This window comes from Streptomyces venezuelae (genome assembly GCF_008642315.1).
GTDB lineage: Bacteria > Actinomycetota > Actinomycetes > Streptomycetales > Streptomycetaceae > Streptomyces > Streptomyces venezuelae_D.
In genome coordinates this window covers 942,261-959,816 of the sequence record NZ_CP029192.1, presented here as the reverse complement: position 1 = coordinate 959,816, position 17,556 = coordinate 942,261, and the positions used below count along the sequence as shown (strand labels likewise).

Below are 17,556 nucleotides of genomic sequence, written 5' to 3'. Positions count from 1 at the left end.
AGCCGCGAAAAGGGCGATTCGGGCTACTTTTCGGCCTTGGACGGGTACACCTCCTGTATGGAACCAATGGAACTGGCTGTCAGCCATACCGCGGCCCTGCTGATGTGGGTCGCCGGCGTCGTCGTGGTCGGCGTGCTCCTGGCCGCCTTCTTCTGGGGCCGGCGCGCCCAGGCGCGCGAGACGCGGACGGTGAGCCCGGAGGAGCAGCCCAAACGGCCGTACGACGGACCGGCCAGGGAGGAACGGGAGTACCGCGAGGCGGACGAGATGCCGCACGACGGCCGCCGCCTCCTGCCGCACGAGCTCCACAACGGGTACGGCAGGTCCAGCACGCACCCCAGTGACTCGCAGGATCCGGACGACCACAGGAAGGGAAACAGCGGCAGCTTCGGAAGCGGCGGACTCGGCTGAGTCCGTCCGGCCGTCGCCGGTCGATCCCCTCGGCGATCTGCTCCGGATCGGCCCCCTCCGATCGTCACCCGTGACGGCCCGTCGTGCCCTGCGGCGCACTGCGCCGAACGGTCTGACCTGAGGTCTGCCACCCCGCTCAGGGGGCACTCCTGGGACATGAGCGAGAAGCGGCGGCTGCGCACTAGCCACATCGACGGACCCGGGATCACCCGCGTTCGCTCAGGACGCGGATTCCGCTATACGGATGCCTCGGGCCGTCCCGTCACCGATCCGGCGGAGAAGGAGCGCCTGCGCGCGCTCGTCATCCCGCCCGCCTGGCGGGACGTCTGGATCTGCCCCTGGCCCAACGGGCACCTGCAGGCCGTCGGCACCGACGCCGCGGGCCGACGCCAGTACCTGTACCACCCGCGGTTCCGCGAGCGGCAGGAGACGGCGAAGCACGAGCACGTCCTGGAGGTCGCCGCCGCACTCCCCGAGGTGCGCGCGCATGTGGCGCAGGACCTCGCGGGCCGCGGCCTCGGCCGGGAACGCGTGCAGGCCTGCGCCGCCCGCCTGCTCGACCTCGGCTTCTTCCGCATCGGCAACGAGTCCTACCGGAGGGACAACGGCACGTACGGACTGACGACCCTGCTCAAGGAACACGTCACCTGTCGGCGCGGCGAGGTCTCCGTCACGTATCCCGCGAAGTTCTCCAAGACGCAGACACGCGCGCTCGTCGACCCGCCCGCCTGCAAGGTCCTGCGCGCCCTGCTGCGCCGCGACAGCGCGGGCCCACGGCTGTTCACCTACTGGGAAGGCCGCGCCTGGCACGAGCTGCAGGCCGCCGACCTCAACGACTACCTGCGGGACCGGGCGGGCACCGACATCACGGCCAAGGACTTCCGCGTCTGGCACGCCACTGTCCTCGCGGCGGTCGCCCTCGCGGTGTCGGTGCGGATCGCCGACGAGTCCAGGACGGCCCGCAAACGCGCCGTCGCCCGAGCGGTCCGCGAGGTCAGCGAGTACCTCCAGAACACGCCCGCCGTCTGCCGGGCGTCGTACATCAACCCACGCGTCATCGAGCTCTTCGAAGAGGGCCGCACCATCGCCGACGCCCTCGACCGACTGGGCGACGGAGCCACGTTCGGCCGCCCGGCGACCCAAGGGGCCGTGGAGGAGGCGGTGTTGCGGCTGCTGAACTGACCGGGTCCGCACGACCGCGCCCCGCGGCAGGTGTGCCGCGGGGCGCGGTCGGGAAGGGGAGCGCCCGATCAGTCATGACCGGCGCGGCTCATGCTCCTCCTGCCTCGGACGCCGTTCCTTCCGCCCGACGCGTCCGACTTGTCTCCCGCACGGGCGGCCGCGACGGCGGCCAGGGCGAGGAGAGCGGCCACGGCACCGGTGATGACGTTGTTCAGCACGGTCGTCCTGGTGGTGGCGTCACCCCTGATCACCCAGGGCGCCACGATCGTCCAGACGCCCAGCGCGCACGCGGCCCACGCCATCCCGTGGGTGCGCTCGTAGGCCCGGCCGAAGCCGCCGCTCATCAGGAGCGCGTACGCGACGCCGACGATGAGGTTGACGATCGACAGACGCTGGAACTGGTTGAAGCCCGCGATCCATGGGGACGCGGCCAGGTAGAGACCGGTGAGGAAGGCCAGCGCGTCGATGGCCTGCGCCTTCGGCGTGCTCGCCGCGCGCTCGGCACTCTCGTGACGGGCGCGCATGTCGACGATGTCGGGGTGCGTGTCCATGGAGGACGGCGCCCCGGACATGGGGGTGTGGGCTCCGGACATCGACGACGGGGCGCCGGCCGGCATTCCGGATGGGGACCTGGGGGACGTTGTCACTGCGTCCACCTCCAACTGGGTGGAAGGGCAGGCGTGATGGGCTCTCCGAAGAGAGTCAGGCCCTGGGAGAAGAGACGGGCCGCAAGGTGGAGCTTGTCGCCGCGCTCGGCGGCGGACCGCGCGTTCTCGCCCCACCAGAATACGCTTCGAACCCGGGCCGCGCCTCAGGACTCGAACCCCTGGAGCCACAGGCCCCGACACCCCGCTCGGCCCCTGAAAGGAATCCCCCGGACCCCCCCGAGAATCTCCCGAAAAAATTCTGTCGGCGATGTCGAGAACCAGCGGCTCGCTCCGTCCCAGCAGTGCAAGCGACAACGAGCGACCACAATGGCCGCACGAGCACCGAGGAGAACACCATGGCCAAGTACCTGCTTCTCAAGCACTACCGCGGAGCCCCGGAGGCGGCCAACTGCGTACCGATGGAGCAGTGGACGCAGGAGGAGATCTCGGCCCACATGAAGTACATGCACGACTTCGCGGCCCGCCTCGAGGAGACCGGCGAGTTCGTCGACGGCCAGGCGCTCGCCCCCGAGGGGACCTGGGTCCGGTACGACGGCGAGGGGCGCCCGCCGGTCACCGACGGACCCTTCGCCGAGACCAAGGACCTCATCGCCGGCTGGATGGTGATCGACGTCGATACGTACGAGCGCGCCGTCGAGCTGGCAGGGGAGCTGTCCGCAGCCCCCGGCGCGGGCGGCGAGCCGATCCACGAGTGGCTGGAGCTGCGCCCCTTCCTCGCCGAGCAGCCCACCATCACGGAGTGACGTCACAGGTGAACGAGGCACTGCTGCGCAGCCTCACCCCGAGCGTCCTCGGAATCCTCGTCCGCCGCGGAGCCGACTTCGCGGCGGCCGAGGACGCCGTACAGGACGCGCTCGTCGAAGCGGTCCGCGTCTGGCCGGACGACATGCCACGCGACCCGAAGGGCTGGCTGGTCACCGTGGCCTGGCGCCGGTTCCTCGACGCGACCCGGGCAGACGTGTCCCGGCGCCGACGCGAGGACCGGATCGACGACGAGCCCGCCCCCGGACCCGTGCCCGCCACGGACGACACGCTCCAGCTGTACTTCCTCTGCGCCCACCCCTCGCTGACGCCGTCCTCCGCCGTCGCGCTCACCCTGCGCGCCGTCGGCGGGCTCACCACGCGCCAGATCGCCCAGGCCTACCTCGTGCCCGAGGCGACCATGGCGCAGCGCATCAGCCGGGCCAAGCGCACGGTCTCCGGCGCCCGTTTCGACCGCCCCGGCGACGTCGCCACCGTCCTCCGCACGCTCTACCTCGTCTTCAACGAGGGCTACTCCGGCGACGTCGACCTCGCCGCCGAGGCCATCCGGCTCACCCGGCAGCTGGCGGCCGCCATCGACCATCCCGAGGTGGCCGGGCTGCTCTCCCTCATGCTGCTCCACCACGCCCGGCGCGCCGCAAGGACCGCGCCCGACGGAAGCCTGGTGCCGCTCGCCGAGCAGGACCGCGGCCGGTGGGACACCGGGACGATCGCCGAGGGCATCGGCATCCTGCAGACGGCCCTCTCCCGCGACCGGCTCGGCGAGTTCCAGGCCCAGGCCGCCATCGCGGCCCTGCACGCGGACGCGCCGACCGCGGAGGAGACGGACTGGGTGCAGATCGTCGAGTGGTACGACGAGCTGGCGGCCCTCACCGACAGCCCCGTCGTCCGGCTGAACCGGGCGGTGGCGGTCGGCGAGGCGGACGGCCCGCGCGCGGGCCTCGCGGCGCTGGCGGACCTCGACGACGCCCTGCCCCGCCACACCGCCGCGGCGGCCTACCTCCACGAACGCGACGGCGACCTGGTGGTCGCGGCGCGGCTCTACGCGGACGCGGCCCGCAAGGCCACGAACCTCGCGGAGCGCGCGCACCTGACGCGCCAGGCCGCACGGCTCAACGGGCGCCCGGAACTCCTCGGAAGCCGCGGCGCGGACCCTCGGCCTTCGTGCTCCTGACGAGGGTGGTGCGTCGTGTGACTGGAGTCGGCGTCGCCCCGTGGGTGGCTCTGGTGCGAGGGGGCTGGGCCGAGCCGGGGCCGTCAGTCGGTCGAGAGAGCCGCGATCAGGCGACCGGCCTCGGGCGCGTCGAGGGACTTCGCCGCGTCCGCGAGGGCGACCATGCCGACCAGGTCGGTGCCGTCGATCACCGGGAGGCGTCGCACTTTGTGCCGGGTCATGGTCTCGAAGACCTCGTCGACGCCGTCGTCCGCGCCGATCGTGACGGCCTCTCCCTGCGCCAGGGTGCCCGCCTCGACCTCGGCCGCGTCGAGCCCCTTGCCGAGCACCTTGACGGTGATGTCCCGGTCGGTCACGACGCCGACGAGACGATTGTTCTCACCACAGATCGGCAGGGCGCCGACCTGCCATTCCGCCAGTTTCCGTGCCGCGTCGAGCGCGCTCTCGTGCGCCTGTACGCACTGTGCGCCGCCGGTCATGATGTCGCGTGCCGTCGTCGTGGCCATGGTGATGCACCGTCCCGTCTCTGTGTCTGGGATGCTCCGATACCTACCTTGTGCCGGAGGCTGTCCCCCTCGGGTGACCGAGTCGGACGCGGTCGAAACGGGGAGGGGCGGAAGTTCGTCGCGGTGCGGTCGGCGTGTGTGCAGGGGGAGGATCAACACCGTTGCGGAGCCCGGACCCGCCAACTGACGGCGGCAGCCGCCGAGATGAGCACCGGGACGAGCACGAGCGCCTCCCGGCCATCCCGCACACCGGCAAACTGCGCGAACACGGCCGCCCCCGCCGCGCCGCCGACCATGTCGAGTGTGCTGAGCCAGGACATGGTCTCGGTGACCCGTCCGGCCGGTGCCAGCTCGCCTCCCGTGGTGCGCAGCACGGCGAAGAGCGACCCGATGACCAGACCGGCGACCGGGCACACCAGCAGGACGACCAGGGGTGAGACCCGTACGGCCGCGGCCAGAGCGGCGCAGCCGAGGGCGAAGAGGAACAGAAGGACCGGAAGCACGCGCTCCCGGGGCAGCCGCCCCGCGACCGCACCCAGGGCGAAGCTCCCCACGACGCTGCCGACCGCGAGACTGCCCAGATACGGGCCGGTCAGTTCGGCGGCGTGCGCCTGGCGTGCGTAGATCGGCAGGACGACGTCCACGGCCGTCACCGCCATGACGAAGAGGGCGTCGACGATCAGCAGACGCCGCAGCGGCGACGATGACCAGAGCCCCGACCGGTGGGCGGTCACAGTGCCCGTGGGCGGCGGCGGGAGCGTCCCGGCGGACGCGACGACCAGCGCGACGGAAGCGGTCGTCAGCACCGCGATGATCGCGTACGGCAGGAGGGGCGAGACCGACAGTCCGAGCCAGCCGGCGAGCATCGGACCGACGATCAGCGCGGCGCCCATCATGGAGGCGTCCAGCGCCATGGCCGTATCCAGGGTCGCGCCGGTGGTGATGCCGTGCCACACGGACCGCATCATGACGGCGACGGGCGGCGCGGTCGCGCCGACGAGGGCGGCGAGTCCGCAGATCAGCGGCAGCGCACTGCCGTTGCGCGCCGCCAGGACCACGGCGAGGGTCGCGCTCAGATGGGCGATGAGGCAGCCCGCGAGGACAGGGCGGACCGGGTGACGGTCGACGAGTCGTCCGCGCAACGGCGCGGTCAGGCCCTGGCCGAGGGTGGAGCAGCTCACCGCCAGGCCGGCGGCCCCGTACGAGGATGCACTGCTGACGAGGAGCAGCAGACTCAGGCCGCTCATGCTCGCGGCCAGCTTCGACGCGAGGGCGATGGTGGAGAGACGGCAGAAGTGGGGGAGGCGGGCGAGTGCTCGGTAGTCGGAGAGGAGCCGACTCCGATTCCGATTCTGGTTCCGGCTCCGGTTCTGTGTCCGGTTTCGGTTTCGGGATCGCTGGGACCGGTGCCGGGATGCTGTTCCCGCCGTCACCGCTGCGGCATCCGGACCCGGAGCGCCTCGACGGCCCAGGTGAGCGCGGGCTCCAGGCTGTCGGGTGCGGGCCAGCCGTTGATGACGGCCAGCAGGGAGAGGTACTGGTCGCGGCGCGGGTCGTTCATCTGCTCCAGAAGCGCGGCGAGGCGCCCGTGGAGGGCCGGGGTGTCGTGCGGGGCCTGGCTGCTGCCGAGGATGCGTGCGTAGTGGGCCGAGAGGGCGGCGACGATCGGGTCCGCGGCGGGCGATTCCGGTGCGGTGCCGTTCTCCACGGCCGGTGTCACCTGTGCCCGTACGGCCTCGGCGAGGATCCGGGGCAGAGCCGTTCCGTCGTCCGGGGCGCGGTCTACCGCGAGGTTGTGGGCCATGCCGTGCAACGTCGCGCGGAAGTCGTGGTCCTGGAGCAGTTCGGCCAACTCCACCCAGGCCTCGATCTGCTCGGGCTCGGGGTCGTCGGGCAGCAGAGGGGTCAGGGAACGGGTGACCGCCGCGAAGGCGGGGTGGTCGTGCAGGCCGTCGAACACGGCGCCGAGGAAGTCGTCGACCAGGTGCCGGCGTTGGGCTTCCGAGAGGCAGGCGAGCTGGTGCATGAGGTCGCTCTGGTCCGTTTCCCGACGGGCCGGGTCGCGCCCGACGATCGCCGTCAGCACGGCGCGGCGCTGTCGCAGGACGCGTATCTGTACGTCCAGTGCCTGGGCGTGCGTCTCCGCGACGTCCGGCAGCGACAGCTCCCTGTCCAACACCTTGCGTATCGTGGCCAGATCGATGCCCAGCTCGCGCAGGGTGCGTACGAGATCGATGCGCGCGACGGCATCGGCGCCGTAGCGGCGGTATCCGGCAGGGGTGCGGTCGGTCGGTGGTACGAGTCCGGTGTCGGCGTAGAACCGGATGGTCTTCACCGTCAGACCCGTCCGCCGAGCCAGATCACCGATCGAATGAAGCGTCTCGCCGTTCATGCCCCCACCTTGGTGTCTCCCCTTACTGGAGACTCAAGTCTGCGCGGTGCGGGAGGGCGGTGCCCTCAGTAGATGATGGACACGATCTGGCAGACGGCGACGCCGAGTTCACGGTCGCCGTCGATCCGCGCACGGGCGAGCGCGGTATCCGGATCGATGCCTCGGGTGCACAGCCGCCAGGCGGTCTCCGCGTCCAGGCGTACGAGCGCGGCGGGACGCACGGCGTCCGGTACGGCGAGGGACCAGCGACCCTCCTCCGTGGCGGTCACGGTCCACGCACCGCCCGCCGGCCCGTCGACCTGCACCCGGACTTGCGTGCCGGTCGGCGCGGTGACGTGGCGCAGGGTGTGGGGCAGTGCCCGCATGAAGGTGTCAAGGACGACGGCCAGAGCCTTCGGGTCGGGGTCGGTCTCCCGGCCGACGGCGTGGCGGATCTGCTGCCGGTGGGTCCAGAACTCTGTGAGGTCGCGGGCGCTGTCCAGCCACATGGGCGCGGGATCGACACCGGCCCAGGACACGCCCATGGAGGGTGAGTCGGGGTCGGCGGCCTCGAAGAACCGGGCCACCTGCCGACCGATCAGGTCGATCGTGTCGACGAGCGCGGCCGGGCTCACACGGGAGAACGAGTCCACCCACTCCTGATTGATGCGGTGGATGAACGCTTCGAGGGTCTCACCGGGTGCGAAGGCGGACCCGCCCCGATGCCCGTCGCGGTCCCGGCCGAGCCGCCCGTAGAAGTCCCCCAGAAGATGAGCGACGACATCCCGCACGCGCCACCCCGGCACCGCCTCCCGCTCCCAGTCGGCAGCCCCCAGACCGCGCAGCGTGGCCATCAGCGCGGCGTGCTCGGGGGCGAAGAGGGGGCGTGCGTCGATGGGCGAACCGAGCCACGAATGGCCCGACACGCCACTGAACTGGAAGTCCATCCCCCAAGTCTGCCAACCGACCCCCGCGCCGACCATCGATCAACACCACGCCGCACCGCACTGCGCTGCGCCGGATTCGGGCGGCCGAGGCGGTGGCGTGTGGCAGGCTCCCGCCTCGTGACCCATGACAATGTGAAAGACCAGCTGCACGCGAATCTGCGAGCGATACGCGAGGTGATGCTGTGGAAGCTCGACGGGCTCGGCGAGTACGACATCCGTCGCCCTCTCACCGCCACGGGAACCAACCTGCTCGGGCTGGTCAAGCACCTGTCGGTCTGGGAGGCGAGGTACTTCGGGGAGGTCTTCGACCGGCCATTCCCTGAGCCGCTGCCCCGATGGGACGACGCCGACCAGCGCGGCACCGACCTTTGGGCGACCGAGCACGAGACTCGGGCGGAGATCATCGGACGCTACCGTCGCGTGGCGCAGCACTCGGATGCGACGATCACAGCCCTCGCCCTCGACGCCCCCGGCCACGTGCCCTGGTGGCCGCGCCCCGACGTGCAGCTGAGCAACATCCTGATCCACTTGCTCAACGAGACCAGTCGACATGCCGGACACGCCGACATCCTGCGCGAGCAGCTCGACAACTCCACCGGCACAGCAGCCCAGCACGCGGACGCAGCACACGATGCGGAGAACTGGGAGGCTCATCGGGCGAAGATCGATCGGGCGGCCCGAGCGGCCGCAGCCCTCCCTGCGCCCAGCGCTCATCCGCGCCGCCACTAATGTCCCCTCCCATGGACAACGTTGAACTGAGCGAAGTCATAAGCGACTTCGCGGGTCTCGTCGGTCGCGTCGAGGAGACCGGTGAGCGCGTGTGTGTCGTCGACGGTGGGGAGCCGACGAGTGTGCTGCTGCCTGCGGCGGAACTCGCCGAGCTGGAACACTTCGCCCAACGGGCCCACGGCGGTGGGCACCGGCCCAGGTCCCGATCGGGGCTGGGGCAGCCGTTCGGCCCGGACCCGCAGGGCCCGTACGTCCGGTTCGTGCACGTCGACGGGGGACGGATGACCTTCGTGCGGGACCGGACCGTGGTCGCCGAACTGAGGTCCGTGGCGGAGCTCGAGTGGCTGGAGGACAGGGCGCGCACGGCCCGCCAGGGGTACATGCCTCCGAAGCAGGCGGCCGCGTTCGAGGAGTTCCTGGCCCGCCAGGGCCCGGTGGGCGACGGCGTGGCATGGATCGCCGGCAGTTGGCAGAACCAAGAGCCTTTCACGGAACTCGTGTTTATCAAGGGACGGGCCGCCGAGGACGTCGCCCTCGCCTATGGCGCCGACGCGCAGGACATCGCCGACGGGCTGCTGCTCCACCAGGTCGAGGAGCGGGACGCACGGGAGGGCACCGACGACCTCAGCCGCGTGCTGGTCTTCGGGGAGGAGAACGGATGGACGTGGCTGGGATACCACGACTTCGACCATGCCTTCTCGCGTTCCCTCGACCCGCCTCCCGAGCAGCAGATCACGCTCAACGCGACCATGGCCAAGGCCATCTACGACTTCAGCTACCTCGAGGACGGGGTGTACCAGAACCCCTTCCCGATCGAGGACGGCGCCGAGGACCGGCGGGACATGTACGAGCTCATCTGGTACACCCCGGGCGAGGCGCCGTTCGCCCCCGAAGCGCCGCTCTCGTTCCTCAACCTGCACCTCCGCATCGCGGAGAAGGCAGGCAACTGGACGGACAACATTGCGCTGTTCTTCGAAGGCCTGGAACGGGCCTTCGGCCTCGCCCTGCCCCGGGACGCGATCACCTCGGGGAACGTGCGCTGCGCCCGTCCGGCGGCCCGCCGCTGATCGAAGCAGCGAGCCGGCAACAGCAAGTCGGCGTCAGGAACAGTCCGAGCGGTAGGCGAAGGGTCTGTCGGGGCAGTTGGTGCATTCGAACAGGTAGATGCCGCCCATGTCGCCGAGCATGAGACCAGGAGGGCGTTGGATCTCGGTGCGTTGTTCATAGGGAAGGTCCCAGATCGTTCCCGTGGCCGGCGTGTCCTCGATGGGCAGCCACGTGCGCCAACTCTCGCCGTCGAACTCGCTGCTGCTGATCGTCAGGAGATGCTCCATGCGCACACGGCATGTCGGGCACGTCGGCCAGTCGGGGTCCTGCGTCCACGTCGGATACCCGCCGACCTTGATGCCTTCCGACACGGAGAGGTGGGACCAGTAGCTCCAGCCGGTCTCCTCCTCCAACTGGTCGAACCTGGCTTCGAGCGCGTCGGCGACCTCGTCGGGGAGGTCCCAGTTGGGGTAGTCGGTGACGCGCTCGGGGTGCAGGACGCACGGGTCGGGGAGGTAGTCGTCGCCAGCGCCGGCCGGGCGGGGCGGGTCGGCCGGCCGCAGGTCGCTCGGGTCCCCGCCCCGCCAGTAGATCTCGGGGCGGGGAACATAACCGTCCGCGTGATCGAAGGGGCACCACAGCACCTGCAGCAGATCGGTGGCGCCGGGGAAGGCCAGGTCAGGCACGTCGGCCGCGAAGAGCTGGAGGACCGGGACGAGCGGGACCGACCCCTGGGCGGGAGGGGAGAACGCCGTGCGCGGGTGCTCGTCCTCGCAGTGGGGCCAGGGCTCCGAGAGCGGCCAGAGCACGGGTCCGCCGAGCGAGCTTTCCCGCGCGCCCGGTTCGCCGAGGCGCGGATGCAGGCGAACGGCCGTCTTCCGATGGCCGGCCACCTCAGGGAACAGCGTCTCGACATCGACCGGACGTGGCGGGGTGGTGCGCGCCATCGGAGAGCTCCTCACAGACCCAACAGTTTTCTGCCTGGTCGCGGCCGGGGCCGCGGTGGGCTGAGAGTAGTCGCACGGCCTGTCGGATCGAGCGGTGGGCCCCGTTCCCGGGTACGGCGTTCGGTGATCACGAGGCCGCCGTCAGCACGATCTTGCCCTGGATGTGGCCCTGCGCGGCCCGCTCGTGCGCGCCGGCCGCCTCGGACAGCGGGTAGGTGCTGTCCACCCCGACCCGGAGCTCGCCCTTGTCGAAGAGACGGCCGATCTCGGCGAGCTGGGGGCCGTTGGAACGTACCTGGATGTTCGAGACGGTGATGTCCAGACGCGCCGTCTCTTCCGGGTCGTACTGGGCGAAGAACACCGGAAGCATGGTGCCTCCGCGCTTGAGCACGGTCAGGAAGCGTGAGCTGCCGGGGCCGCCGACGGCGTCGATGACCAGATCGATGCCGCTGACCACGTCCGCGGCCCGCGTGGTCGTGTAGTCGATGAGCTCATCGGCGCCGAGCTCGCGCAGGAACCGCTCGTGCCGGCCCGAGGCCACCGCGATGACGTGTGCCCCCTTCCATTTCGCCAGTTGCACCGCGAAGTGGCCCACTCCACCGGCGGCCCCGTTGACCAGCACGGTCATCCCCGGAGTGATCGGCACCGGCCGGTGCACCTGGCCCGTGAAAGGAGACGGCACGTCGTGGCCGAGATCGATCAGGTACTGCCAGGCCGTGAGCACGGCCATCGGCGCCCCGGCCGCCTGCACGTGGTCGATCGCAGCCGGCTTGTGCGCAAGATCGGACGTCGGCGCTGCCACGTACTGGGCGTACGTCCGGCCGTCGAATCCAGGGAACCGCAGCATGCCGAAGACCTCGTCACCGACGGCGAAATCCACGACGTCCGGAGCGACCGCCTGGACCACGCCCGACATGTCCGTGCCGGGGGTCAGGGGGAACTCCAGCGTCGGCCTGAGCTCGGCAGGCATGACCTTCATGCCCTCACGCAGATACCAGTCCGGCGGGTTGACGCCCACCGCGTGCACCCGGACGAGCACCTCGCCCGGACCGATCTCGGGGACCGGCACCTCGTCGTACCGCAGGACTTCCGGCCCGCCCGCTGCATGGAACTGGATCGCCTTCATCGCGCCTGTCGCTTTCTCGGGGAAACGTTGCTCCCTCAGTGAAGGCCCGGGGATGCACGGCCGTCCAAGACCGGTTCGGCAACCCGGTCATTCCGAAACGGCATGACGCGTACCCTGCAGAGGTGAACGATCTCGGACAGGACCTGGAACTGCGGCTCGTGCGCTACTTCACCGTGGTGGCCGCGCACCAGCACTTCGGCCGGGCCGCCGCCGACCTGCACGTGGCCCAGCCGGCGCTGAGCCGCCAGATCCAGCGGCTCGAGAAGTACCTCGGCGCACGACTCCTGGACCGCACGCCCCAGGGCGCCCGGCTCACTCCGGCGGGCCGGACGTTCCTCCCCCGGGCCCAGGCCCTGCTCCAGGCCGCGCGCCAAGCCGAACTGGCGGTGCGTGAACAGGCCCGTACCGAACGGATCGTCATCGGCTACGTCGAGGATCTGGTGATCACCTCCGCCGTGCGCGAACTGCGCCGCCGGCACCCGGACGCCGAGATCACCACCCGGTATCTGAACTGCGAGGGCGTCGGCGCACTGACCGACAAACGCGTCGACGCCCTGATCGCGCGCACCCCGCTGCCGCTCGTCGCCGACGACGTGGTCACCACGCCGCTGTACGAGGAACCCCGGATGCTCGTGGTCCCGCGCGACCATCCCTTGGCCGGCCGCGCGTCGGTGACCGCGGAGGAACTGGCCGGAGAAGAGGAGGCGCCGTGCGCGTTCGAGACCGCGGACTGGGCTTCCTACCGGATCCTCGGTTCCGGCGTGCCGCCGGTGGAGAGCTACGAGGACAAGCTCGAACTCGTCGCGAGCGGCGGGGCGATCGCCGTGCTGCCGGTCGGCGATCGGCGTAGCTCACTGCGCCCCGACCTCGTCACCGTCCCGGTCGAGGGCGCTCCCCCCAGCCGGGTCGTCCTGGTCAGCCGCAAGGGCGACCCGAATCCGATGATCGGGGACCTCCGGCTGGCTGCCCAGGCGGTCATGGCTGCCCAGGCCGTCGCGGCCGCGCCGGCGTCCTGACGGGGGGGGGGGGGCGGGTACGGGCGACGGCTGTGGACCGCAGGTGCGCCGCGGCCCGCGGGTGGTGAGGGGTTCGGGTCCGGGCAGGGCGACGACTAGACCGCCGCCCAGGACGGCCGCGACGACGGTCGCGCCGAGAACGCTGGAACGGCGGGAGCGCTCGGGCACGACCGCTGCCGTCCCCGCTGCCACGCCCGCACCCCGACGTCGCTCAAGCCATCCTGATCACCCTGGTCACCCGCAAATTCACCGCTTTCGGGCCACCGCCCCGAACTGCGGCAGCACCTCAGCCGTCGCCGACTCCGCGCGCCACCGCGAGCACGACACCAGGCCGGGTTCGAGAACGTCCAGTTCCTCGAAGAACGCGCTCACCTCCGCACGGCTGCGTGCGGTGATCGGAGGGGTCGCGTTCTCGTTCCAGAACTTCATCGCTTCTACGTTGCCCTCGCCACCGAGGTCGGTGTCGGTGGTCGGATGGGTCATGGCGAGGTAGCTCCCGGAGGGGAGCGGTGCCATGATCCGGCGCACGATGTCCTGCGCCTGTCCCGTGTCGAGGATGAAGTTGAGGATGCCCAGCATCATGACCGCGACGGGCTGCTCGAAGTCCAGAGTCACCGACGCACCCTCTATGACGGTGTGAGGATGGTGGACGTCGGCGTCGATGTAGTCGGTGGCTCCCTGGGGCGTGCCGACCAGCAGGCTGCGGGCGTGGACCAGCACGATCGGATCGTTGTCGACGTACACGATCCGGGCATCGGGTGCGATCCGCTGGGCGATCTCGTGGGTGTTGTCGAGGGTCGGCAGCCCCGTGCCGATGTCCAGGAACTGCCGCACTCCGCATTCGGCGGTCAGGAACCGCACGGCGCGGCCGAGGAACTCGCGGTCCGCGCGGGCCACGTCCCGGATGACCGGGAACATCCCGGCCACCTGTTCACCGACCCGCTGGTCGACCTCGTAGTGGTCCTTGCCGCCGATCCAGTAGTTCCACACCCGCGCGTTGTGTGCGACCCCCGTGTTCAGCCTGTCCGACACATCCGACGGCTGCAGTCTCCCGCTCACGTCTTCCCCTCTCCGCACCCACGCGCTGTTCCGGCAGCGCAGCGCCGCCTCCGTGGCGACGATGAACCGTGTGACCATTGTGACGGTCCTCGATCACGGTGTACGCGCATTCGACCGACCCGAGGGGGCACAGGCCGACGCGTACCGCGCCCGGTAGTGCGTGGGCGGCACCCCCACGGCGCCCCGGAAGGCGCGGGTGAAGTCGGCGGGGCGCGGGAACCCCCACCGGCTGGCGATGGAGTGGACCGTGAGGTGGCTCAGGGCCGGGTCGGCCAGGTCGCGCCGGCACTGTTCCAGGCGCCGTCGCTTGATGTACGCACTGACCGACGCGCCGTTCTGCTGGAAGATCCGGTGCAGATAGCGCAGCGATATCCCGTGGGCCGCCGCGATGGTGGCGGGCTCCAAGTCGGGGGCGTGCAGATGCTGTTCGATGTGGGAGGTGATCCGCAGGAACAGGACGCCCGGCGCCGACAACGAGGGTGCGAGCTCCCCGTCGAGGTGGTGTGCAAGGACGGCCGTGGCGAGGTCCAGCGCGGTGTTCCCCACACGCGCGGCGTCCCGCTCGGTGTACGTCATGTGGTCGTCGGCCAGGGTGGACAGGAACTGGGCGAAGAGGCGGCCGACGCCGTGCGTACCGGACATCGTCTCCGCGAGGAGTCCCGCGACCTTGGCCTCGGGCAGGGGCAGCAGCCTCTTGGGGAACTGCAGCAGCACCGACCGGGCCACTCCCTGCCCGGAGCCGACGGTGGCGTCGAAGGGGTGTGAACTGTCGTAGAGGACCAGTTCGCCGGGGCCCAGGAGAGCCTGCCGCCGAACCTGCTCGATGCCCTGGTACCCCCGGCGTATGTAGGCGACCTGGTACTGCTCCGGATCCGACTGCCTGATGAGTCGGCGCGTCCGTCGGGAGTGCAGTGGCCCGTACGACATCTCCGTCACCTGCACGGCTCCCAGTGCTGCCGCGTTCAGCCGGGCACCGAAGGTGTCCGGGTCCAGCAGGACGAAGTCCGTCCTGACGAGGGCCAGGGCCGTCGTCTCGATCCATGCCTCGGCACGGTCGGGGCCGGGTAAGTGCGCGGTGTCGAAAACCGTCTCCATGTCTTCCCCCACTCGTGGACACGCTGGTCGTGCGCGTCCTTCGGCCGTCGTGCGATCGGCGGCAAGCCTGCCCGAGGGGAGGGGGGAGAGGAAGAAGTGTGCGTCGAGCACGTACAAGAGTGCGCCGAGCGCTAACGACCCGTGCGGGGCGCGGCGGCAACATGACTGCCGGCCCACCCGCCGAGCCGGTCCGGCACCGGCCCGGCCCACGGGGCCGCGACCACCTGTCGCTGACACTAACGCGCTAGTACGGCGCGCTCACACAACGGAGGAACCCATGACCATGCGACTCACTCGTGCCCTGAAACGGGCGTCCGTGGTGACCACCACCATGGCCGCGCTCGGCGCGGGCGCCCTCACACTCGCCCCCACGGCGGGCGCCACCTCGTGGAACATCGACAAGTGGCCCTCGTTCTGGCAGCCGTGCGGCACCTACATGTGCCTGTACTACAGCCCGAACCTCGACAACGCGAGCTGGACGCCGACGTCGACCTCCGACAAGGACCTCGGCGGCAACAAGTTCGGCAACCACGGCACGGGCACGGCGGGTGCCGGCCAAGTGGTGCGCAACAACGCGGCTTCCATGGGCAACAACACCACCAACTGCCATGTCGCCACGTTCGTCTCGCCGAACTTCCAGGGCGACGCCAACTGGCTCCACGCCGGGCACGGGGGCAACCTCAACAGCACCCTGCGCAACAACGAGGCGTCGATCCGCGTGGACTCCTGCACCTGAGCGGCTTCGACCGCGGTCCGCCCCCGGATGGCCAGGGGGCGGACCAACCCGCACCGAAGGCCCCGAGGCACCGGAAGAACCGGAGACCCGCCATGGGTGAAGCGCCCGCCGAAGATCCGACCCAGACACACCGCACACACCGCACACACCGCGCGCCCGTCGGACGCCGTGGAGTGCGGCAGACCGCCCTCTGCCTCGGTGCCCTGCTCCTCGCGCTCCCGGTCACCACCGGCTGTGACACGGCACCGAGGATCTCGGCGGCTCCCACTCCGGTCCCGACACCTACACCGACGAGCATGGACCAACTGCGGCTGCCCGTAGACACCTTCACTCTGCGCCCCAAGCAGCAGGCCACCAGCGAATACCTCGTCTACCGCGCCCAGCAGGACTGCATGCGCAGGTTCGGATTCCGCTACCTCCCGCATCTGACCGAGGGATACATCGCTGAGGCAACGGCGACCCAACGCGAGTACGCCTCCCGCCGCTACGGCGTCAGCGACCGTGCCATGGCCGCCGAGTACGGATACCACCTCAGCGACGCGTCCACGGGGAGCCGGGCACCGCAGGCCGTCAACTCGCTCTCGGAGGCGGAACGTACGGTGCTGTCCGGCCGTACGAAGAGCGGCGGTGAGCCGGGCTCGGTCCGGGGCGAGCCCGTTCCTGAGGGCGGGTGCGTCGGAGAGGCGGCCCGTACCGTTCAGGGTGATACGTCGGTGTCGGCCCGCAAGGGGGACGCGCTGGTCGCGCGGCTGCGCCGTGAACTCTTCGTACGTTCGCGCACCGACCCGCGCGTCACCGCGGTGAACAAGAAGTGGGCCGCGTGCATGCACGAGCGGGGATTCACGTACCGCGATCCCGCCGCCGCGGTCGACGACCCCCGATGGGATCTCCAGAACACCGCCCCCACCCGTGGGGAGAGGGCGGTCGCCAGGGCCGACGTCGCCTGCAAGCTGCGGACCAACGTCCTCGGCGTCAACTTCGCCGTCGAATCGGAGCTCCAGAACTCGGCTGTGGCGGAGCACACGGACGAGCTGAACTCCCTGCGGGAGCAACGGGACGCGGAGTCACGCCGGCTCCCCGGACTCCTGCGCCGGTACGCTCGTACACCGCAGGACTGACCGGGCCCGGCAGGTGCCTGACCGGGCCCCGGAGCCTGCGGGAAGGAGCTCTCAGCGGGCGCGCCTGCGCAGCGGCGGAGGCTGGTGGGGCCGCGTGGGACCCGGCCGGTAGCGGAGCATCACGAACCTCGCGTCGATCTCGGGGAGCGGCGTGGCCGCGGACGCGACCACCCAGCCCGGCCCCTTGACGGCGTGGTCGATGCGGTAGACGGCCCCGTCGGGGTGGACGGGATGGAGCGTCGCCGTGGCGAGGTAGATGGGCCCTGCCACCGGATCGCGCCGGACCTCGCTCGCCAGGTCGACCAGCTCGGGGTCGGCGGGGCTCGTCGTGACCGCCTGTCTGAGGGCCGGGCAGGCTCCGCGCGCCCAGTCCTCGGCCCAGTTCAGGAGCGTACGCCGACGGGCCTCCTCGTCGAGCAGCATCCAGCGCATGAGGTTGGACGGTGCCCGGCCGCCCCGGAACAGGGTCTGGAACTCGGCGTTGTGCGCGAGGATGTTCCAGCGCTTGTCCGTGAGGTAGGCCATGGAGCCCGTGATGCCTTCGACAACCGTCCGCCACACCGTGTGCACCGGCACTTCCCCCTTCAAAACCCGCCCAGGCTGGCCGTACTTGCGCGAATCGACTCACCGCCGTGTGTGCCTGTTGGTCGACAGGCGTACGC

Annotated in this window: 19 protein-coding genes; 9 read left to right on the top strand and 10 right to left on the bottom strand. The window is 70.7% G+C overall.

All coding sequences use genetic code 11. The features are described from left to right. Positions 1-57: 57 nt before the first annotated feature. Both DEJ48_RS04110 and DEJ48_RS04105 read left to right on the top strand, forming a co-directional pair. Positions 58-411, top strand: a complete 354-nt coding sequence (locus tag DEJ48_RS04110) for a DUF6479 family protein (protein ID WP_223831886.1) — start codon at positions 58-60, stop codon at positions 409-411. A 156-nt stretch (positions 412-567) separates the two neighbouring features. After that, on the top strand, positions 568-1,593 hold the full coding sequence (locus DEJ48_RS04105) for a DNA topoisomerase IB (protein WP_150214544.1): 1,026 nt from the start codon (positions 568-570) through the stop codon (positions 1,591-1,593). Between the two features lie 68 nt (positions 1,594-1,661). Here the strand turns inward: DEJ48_RS04105 and DEJ48_RS04100 are convergent, their stop codons facing one another. Further along, a complete protein-coding gene (locus DEJ48_RS04100) occupies positions 1,662-2,165 on the bottom strand; it encodes an SPW repeat protein (RefSeq protein ID WP_223831885.1) in 504 nt (167 codons plus the stop codon). Positions 2,166-2,596: 431 nt separating this feature from the next. Between DEJ48_RS04100 and DEJ48_RS04095 the strand changes: the two genes are divergently transcribed. Together DEJ48_RS04095 and DEJ48_RS04090 are read left to right on the top strand one after the other, a co-directional pair. Next, a complete protein-coding gene (locus DEJ48_RS04095; RefSeq protein ID WP_150214542.1) occupies positions 2,597-3,004 on the top strand; it encodes a YciI family protein in 408 nt (135 codons plus the stop codon). A gap of 8 nt (positions 3,005-3,012) precedes the next feature. Continuing rightward, positions 3,013-4,197, top strand: coding sequence for an RNA polymerase sigma factor (locus DEJ48_RS04090; protein WP_150220945.1), 1,185 nt, complete (start codon positions 3,013-3,015; stop codon positions 4,195-4,197). 83 nt (positions 4,198-4,280) lie between these two features. On the opposite strand, the gene DEJ48_RS04085 is transcribed toward DEJ48_RS04090, so the two are convergent. The 4 genes from DEJ48_RS04085 to DEJ48_RS04070 form a co-directional block, all read right to left on the bottom strand. Further along, entirely contained in the window at positions 4,281-4,703 is a 423-nt protein-coding gene (locus DEJ48_RS04085) for a CBS domain-containing protein (protein ID WP_223831884.1), read from the bottom strand. A 152-nt stretch (positions 4,704-4,855) separates the two neighbouring features. Continuing rightward, a complete protein-coding gene (locus tag DEJ48_RS04080) occupies positions 4,856-5,962 on the bottom strand; it encodes an MFS transporter (RefSeq protein WP_362822515.1) in 1,107 nt (368 codons plus the stop codon). Positions 5,963-6,132: 170 nt separating this feature from the next. Beyond that, the gene (locus tag DEJ48_RS04075; RefSeq protein WP_150214539.1) at positions 6,133-7,095 is read right to left on the bottom strand and encodes a MerR family transcriptional regulator; all 963 of its coding nucleotides are present in this window, start codon (positions 7,093-7,095) and stop codon (positions 6,133-6,135) included. A 65-nt stretch (positions 7,096-7,160) separates the two neighbouring features. Next, a complete protein-coding gene (locus tag DEJ48_RS04070) occupies positions 7,161-8,021 on the bottom strand; it encodes a maleylpyruvate isomerase family mycothiol-dependent enzyme (protein ID WP_150214537.1) in 861 nt (286 codons plus the stop codon). A 117-nt stretch (positions 8,022-8,138) separates the two neighbouring features. Here DEJ48_RS04070 and DEJ48_RS04065 point away from each other — a divergent pair, with 117 nt between their 5' ends. Together DEJ48_RS04065 and DEJ48_RS04060 are read left to right on the top strand one after the other, a co-directional pair. Beyond that, on the top strand, positions 8,139-8,750 hold the full coding sequence (locus DEJ48_RS04065) for a DinB family protein (RefSeq protein WP_223831883.1): 612 nt from the start codon (positions 8,139-8,141) through the stop codon (positions 8,748-8,750). A gap of 11 nt (positions 8,751-8,761) precedes the next feature. Beyond that, positions 8,762-9,817: a type II toxin-antitoxin system prevent-host-death family antitoxin gene (locus DEJ48_RS04060; protein WP_150214532.1), complete on the top strand. Its 1,056-nt coding sequence runs from the start codon at positions 8,762-8,764 to the stop codon at positions 9,815-9,817. Between the two features lie 33 nt (positions 9,818-9,850). Here the strand turns inward: DEJ48_RS04060 and DEJ48_RS04055 are convergent, their stop codons facing one another. Further along, a complete protein-coding gene (locus DEJ48_RS04055; RefSeq protein WP_150214531.1) occupies positions 9,851-10,744 on the bottom strand; it encodes a DUF1963 domain-containing protein in 894 nt (297 codons plus the stop codon). Between the two features lie 127 nt (positions 10,745-10,871). After that, a complete protein-coding gene (locus DEJ48_RS04050; RefSeq protein ID WP_150214529.1) occupies positions 10,872-11,870 on the bottom strand; it encodes an NADP-dependent oxidoreductase in 999 nt (332 codons plus the stop codon). A gap of 122 nt (positions 11,871-11,992) precedes the next feature. On the opposite strand from DEJ48_RS04050, the gene DEJ48_RS04045 reads away from it, so the two are divergent. After that, on the top strand, positions 11,993-12,886 hold the full coding sequence (locus DEJ48_RS04045; protein WP_150214527.1) for a LysR family transcriptional regulator: 894 nt from the start codon (positions 11,993-11,995) through the stop codon (positions 12,884-12,886). 246 nt (positions 12,887-13,132) lie between these two features. Here DEJ48_RS04045 and DEJ48_RS04040 read toward each other — a convergent pair whose 3' ends face one another. After that, positions 13,133-14,023, bottom strand: a complete 891-nt coding sequence (locus DEJ48_RS04040) for an SAM-dependent methyltransferase (protein WP_150214525.1) — start codon at positions 14,021-14,023, stop codon at positions 13,133-13,135. Positions 14,024-14,038: 15 nt separating this feature from the next. Next, the gene (locus DEJ48_RS04035) at positions 14,039-15,040 is read right to left on the bottom strand and encodes a helix-turn-helix domain-containing protein (protein WP_150214523.1); all 1,002 of its coding nucleotides are present in this window, start codon (positions 15,038-15,040) and stop codon (positions 14,039-14,041) included. A gap of 283 nt (positions 15,041-15,323) precedes the next feature. Between DEJ48_RS04035 and DEJ48_RS04030 the strand changes: the two genes are divergently transcribed. Together DEJ48_RS04030 and DEJ48_RS04025 are read left to right on the top strand one after the other, a co-directional pair. Continuing rightward, a complete protein-coding gene (locus DEJ48_RS04030) occupies positions 15,324-15,776 on the top strand; it encodes a hypothetical protein (RefSeq protein WP_150214521.1) in 453 nt (150 codons plus the stop codon). A 296-nt stretch (positions 15,777-16,072) separates the two neighbouring features. Next, a complete protein-coding gene (locus DEJ48_RS04025) occupies positions 16,073-16,894 on the top strand; it encodes a hypothetical protein (RefSeq protein ID WP_150214519.1) in 822 nt (273 codons plus the stop codon). 51 nt (positions 16,895-16,945) lie between these two features. On the opposite strand, the gene DEJ48_RS04020 is transcribed toward DEJ48_RS04025, so the two are convergent. Then, on the bottom strand, positions 16,946-17,455 hold the full coding sequence (locus tag DEJ48_RS04020) for an XRE family transcriptional regulator (protein ID WP_223832426.1): 510 nt from the start codon (positions 17,453-17,455) through the stop codon (positions 16,946-16,948). Positions 17,456-17,556: the final 101 nt, after the last annotated feature.

Bases quoted from the DNA above. Each gene is read 5' to 3' on its own strand.
- DEJ48_RS04110 (WP_223831886.1), top strand. From the start codon at position 58: ATGGAACCAATGGAACTGGCTGTCAGCCATACCGCGGCCCTGCTGATG.
- DEJ48_RS04105 (WP_150214544.1), top strand. From the start codon at position 568: ATGAGCGAGAAGCGGCGGCTGCGCACTAGCCACATCGACGGACCCGGG.
- DEJ48_RS04100 (WP_223831885.1), bottom strand. From the start codon at position 2,165: ATGTCCGGGGCGCCGTCCTCCATGGACACGCACCCCGACATCGTCGAC.
- DEJ48_RS04095 (WP_150214542.1), top strand. From the start codon at position 2,597: ATGGCCAAGTACCTGCTTCTCAAGCACTACCGCGGAGCCCCGGAGGCG.
- DEJ48_RS04085 (WP_223831884.1), bottom strand. From the start codon at position 4,703: ATGGCCACGACGACGGCACGCGACATCATGACCGGCGGCGCACAGTGC.
- DEJ48_RS04075 (WP_150214539.1), bottom strand. From the start codon at position 7,095: ATGAACGGCGAGACGCTTCATTCGATCGGTGATCTGGCTCGGCGGACG.
- DEJ48_RS04070 (WP_150214537.1), bottom strand. From the start codon at position 8,021: ATGGACTTCCAGTTCAGTGGCGTGTCGGGCCATTCGTGGCTCGGTTCG.
- DEJ48_RS04060 (WP_150214532.1), top strand. From the start codon at position 8,762: ATGGACAACGTTGAACTGAGCGAAGTCATAAGCGACTTCGCGGGTCTC.
- DEJ48_RS04055 (WP_150214531.1), bottom strand. From the start codon at position 10,744: ATGGCGCGCACCACCCCGCCACGTCCGGTCGATGTCGAGACGCTGTTC.
- DEJ48_RS04050 (WP_150214529.1), bottom strand. From the start codon at position 11,870: ATGAAGGCGATCCAGTTCCATGCAGCGGGCGGGCCGGAAGTCCTGCGG.
- DEJ48_RS04040 (WP_150214525.1), bottom strand. From the start codon at position 14,023: ATGGTCACACGGTTCATCGTCGCCACGGAGGCGGCGCTGCGCTGCCGG.
- DEJ48_RS04035 (WP_150214523.1), bottom strand. From the start codon at position 15,040: ATGGAGACGGTTTTCGACACCGCGCACTTACCCGGCCCCGACCGTGCC.
- DEJ48_RS04030 (WP_150214521.1), top strand. From the start codon at position 15,324: ATGCGACTCACTCGTGCCCTGAAACGGGCGTCCGTGGTGACCACCACC.
- DEJ48_RS04025 (WP_150214519.1), top strand. From the start codon at position 16,073: ATGGACCAACTGCGGCTGCCCGTAGACACCTTCACTCTGCGCCCCAAG.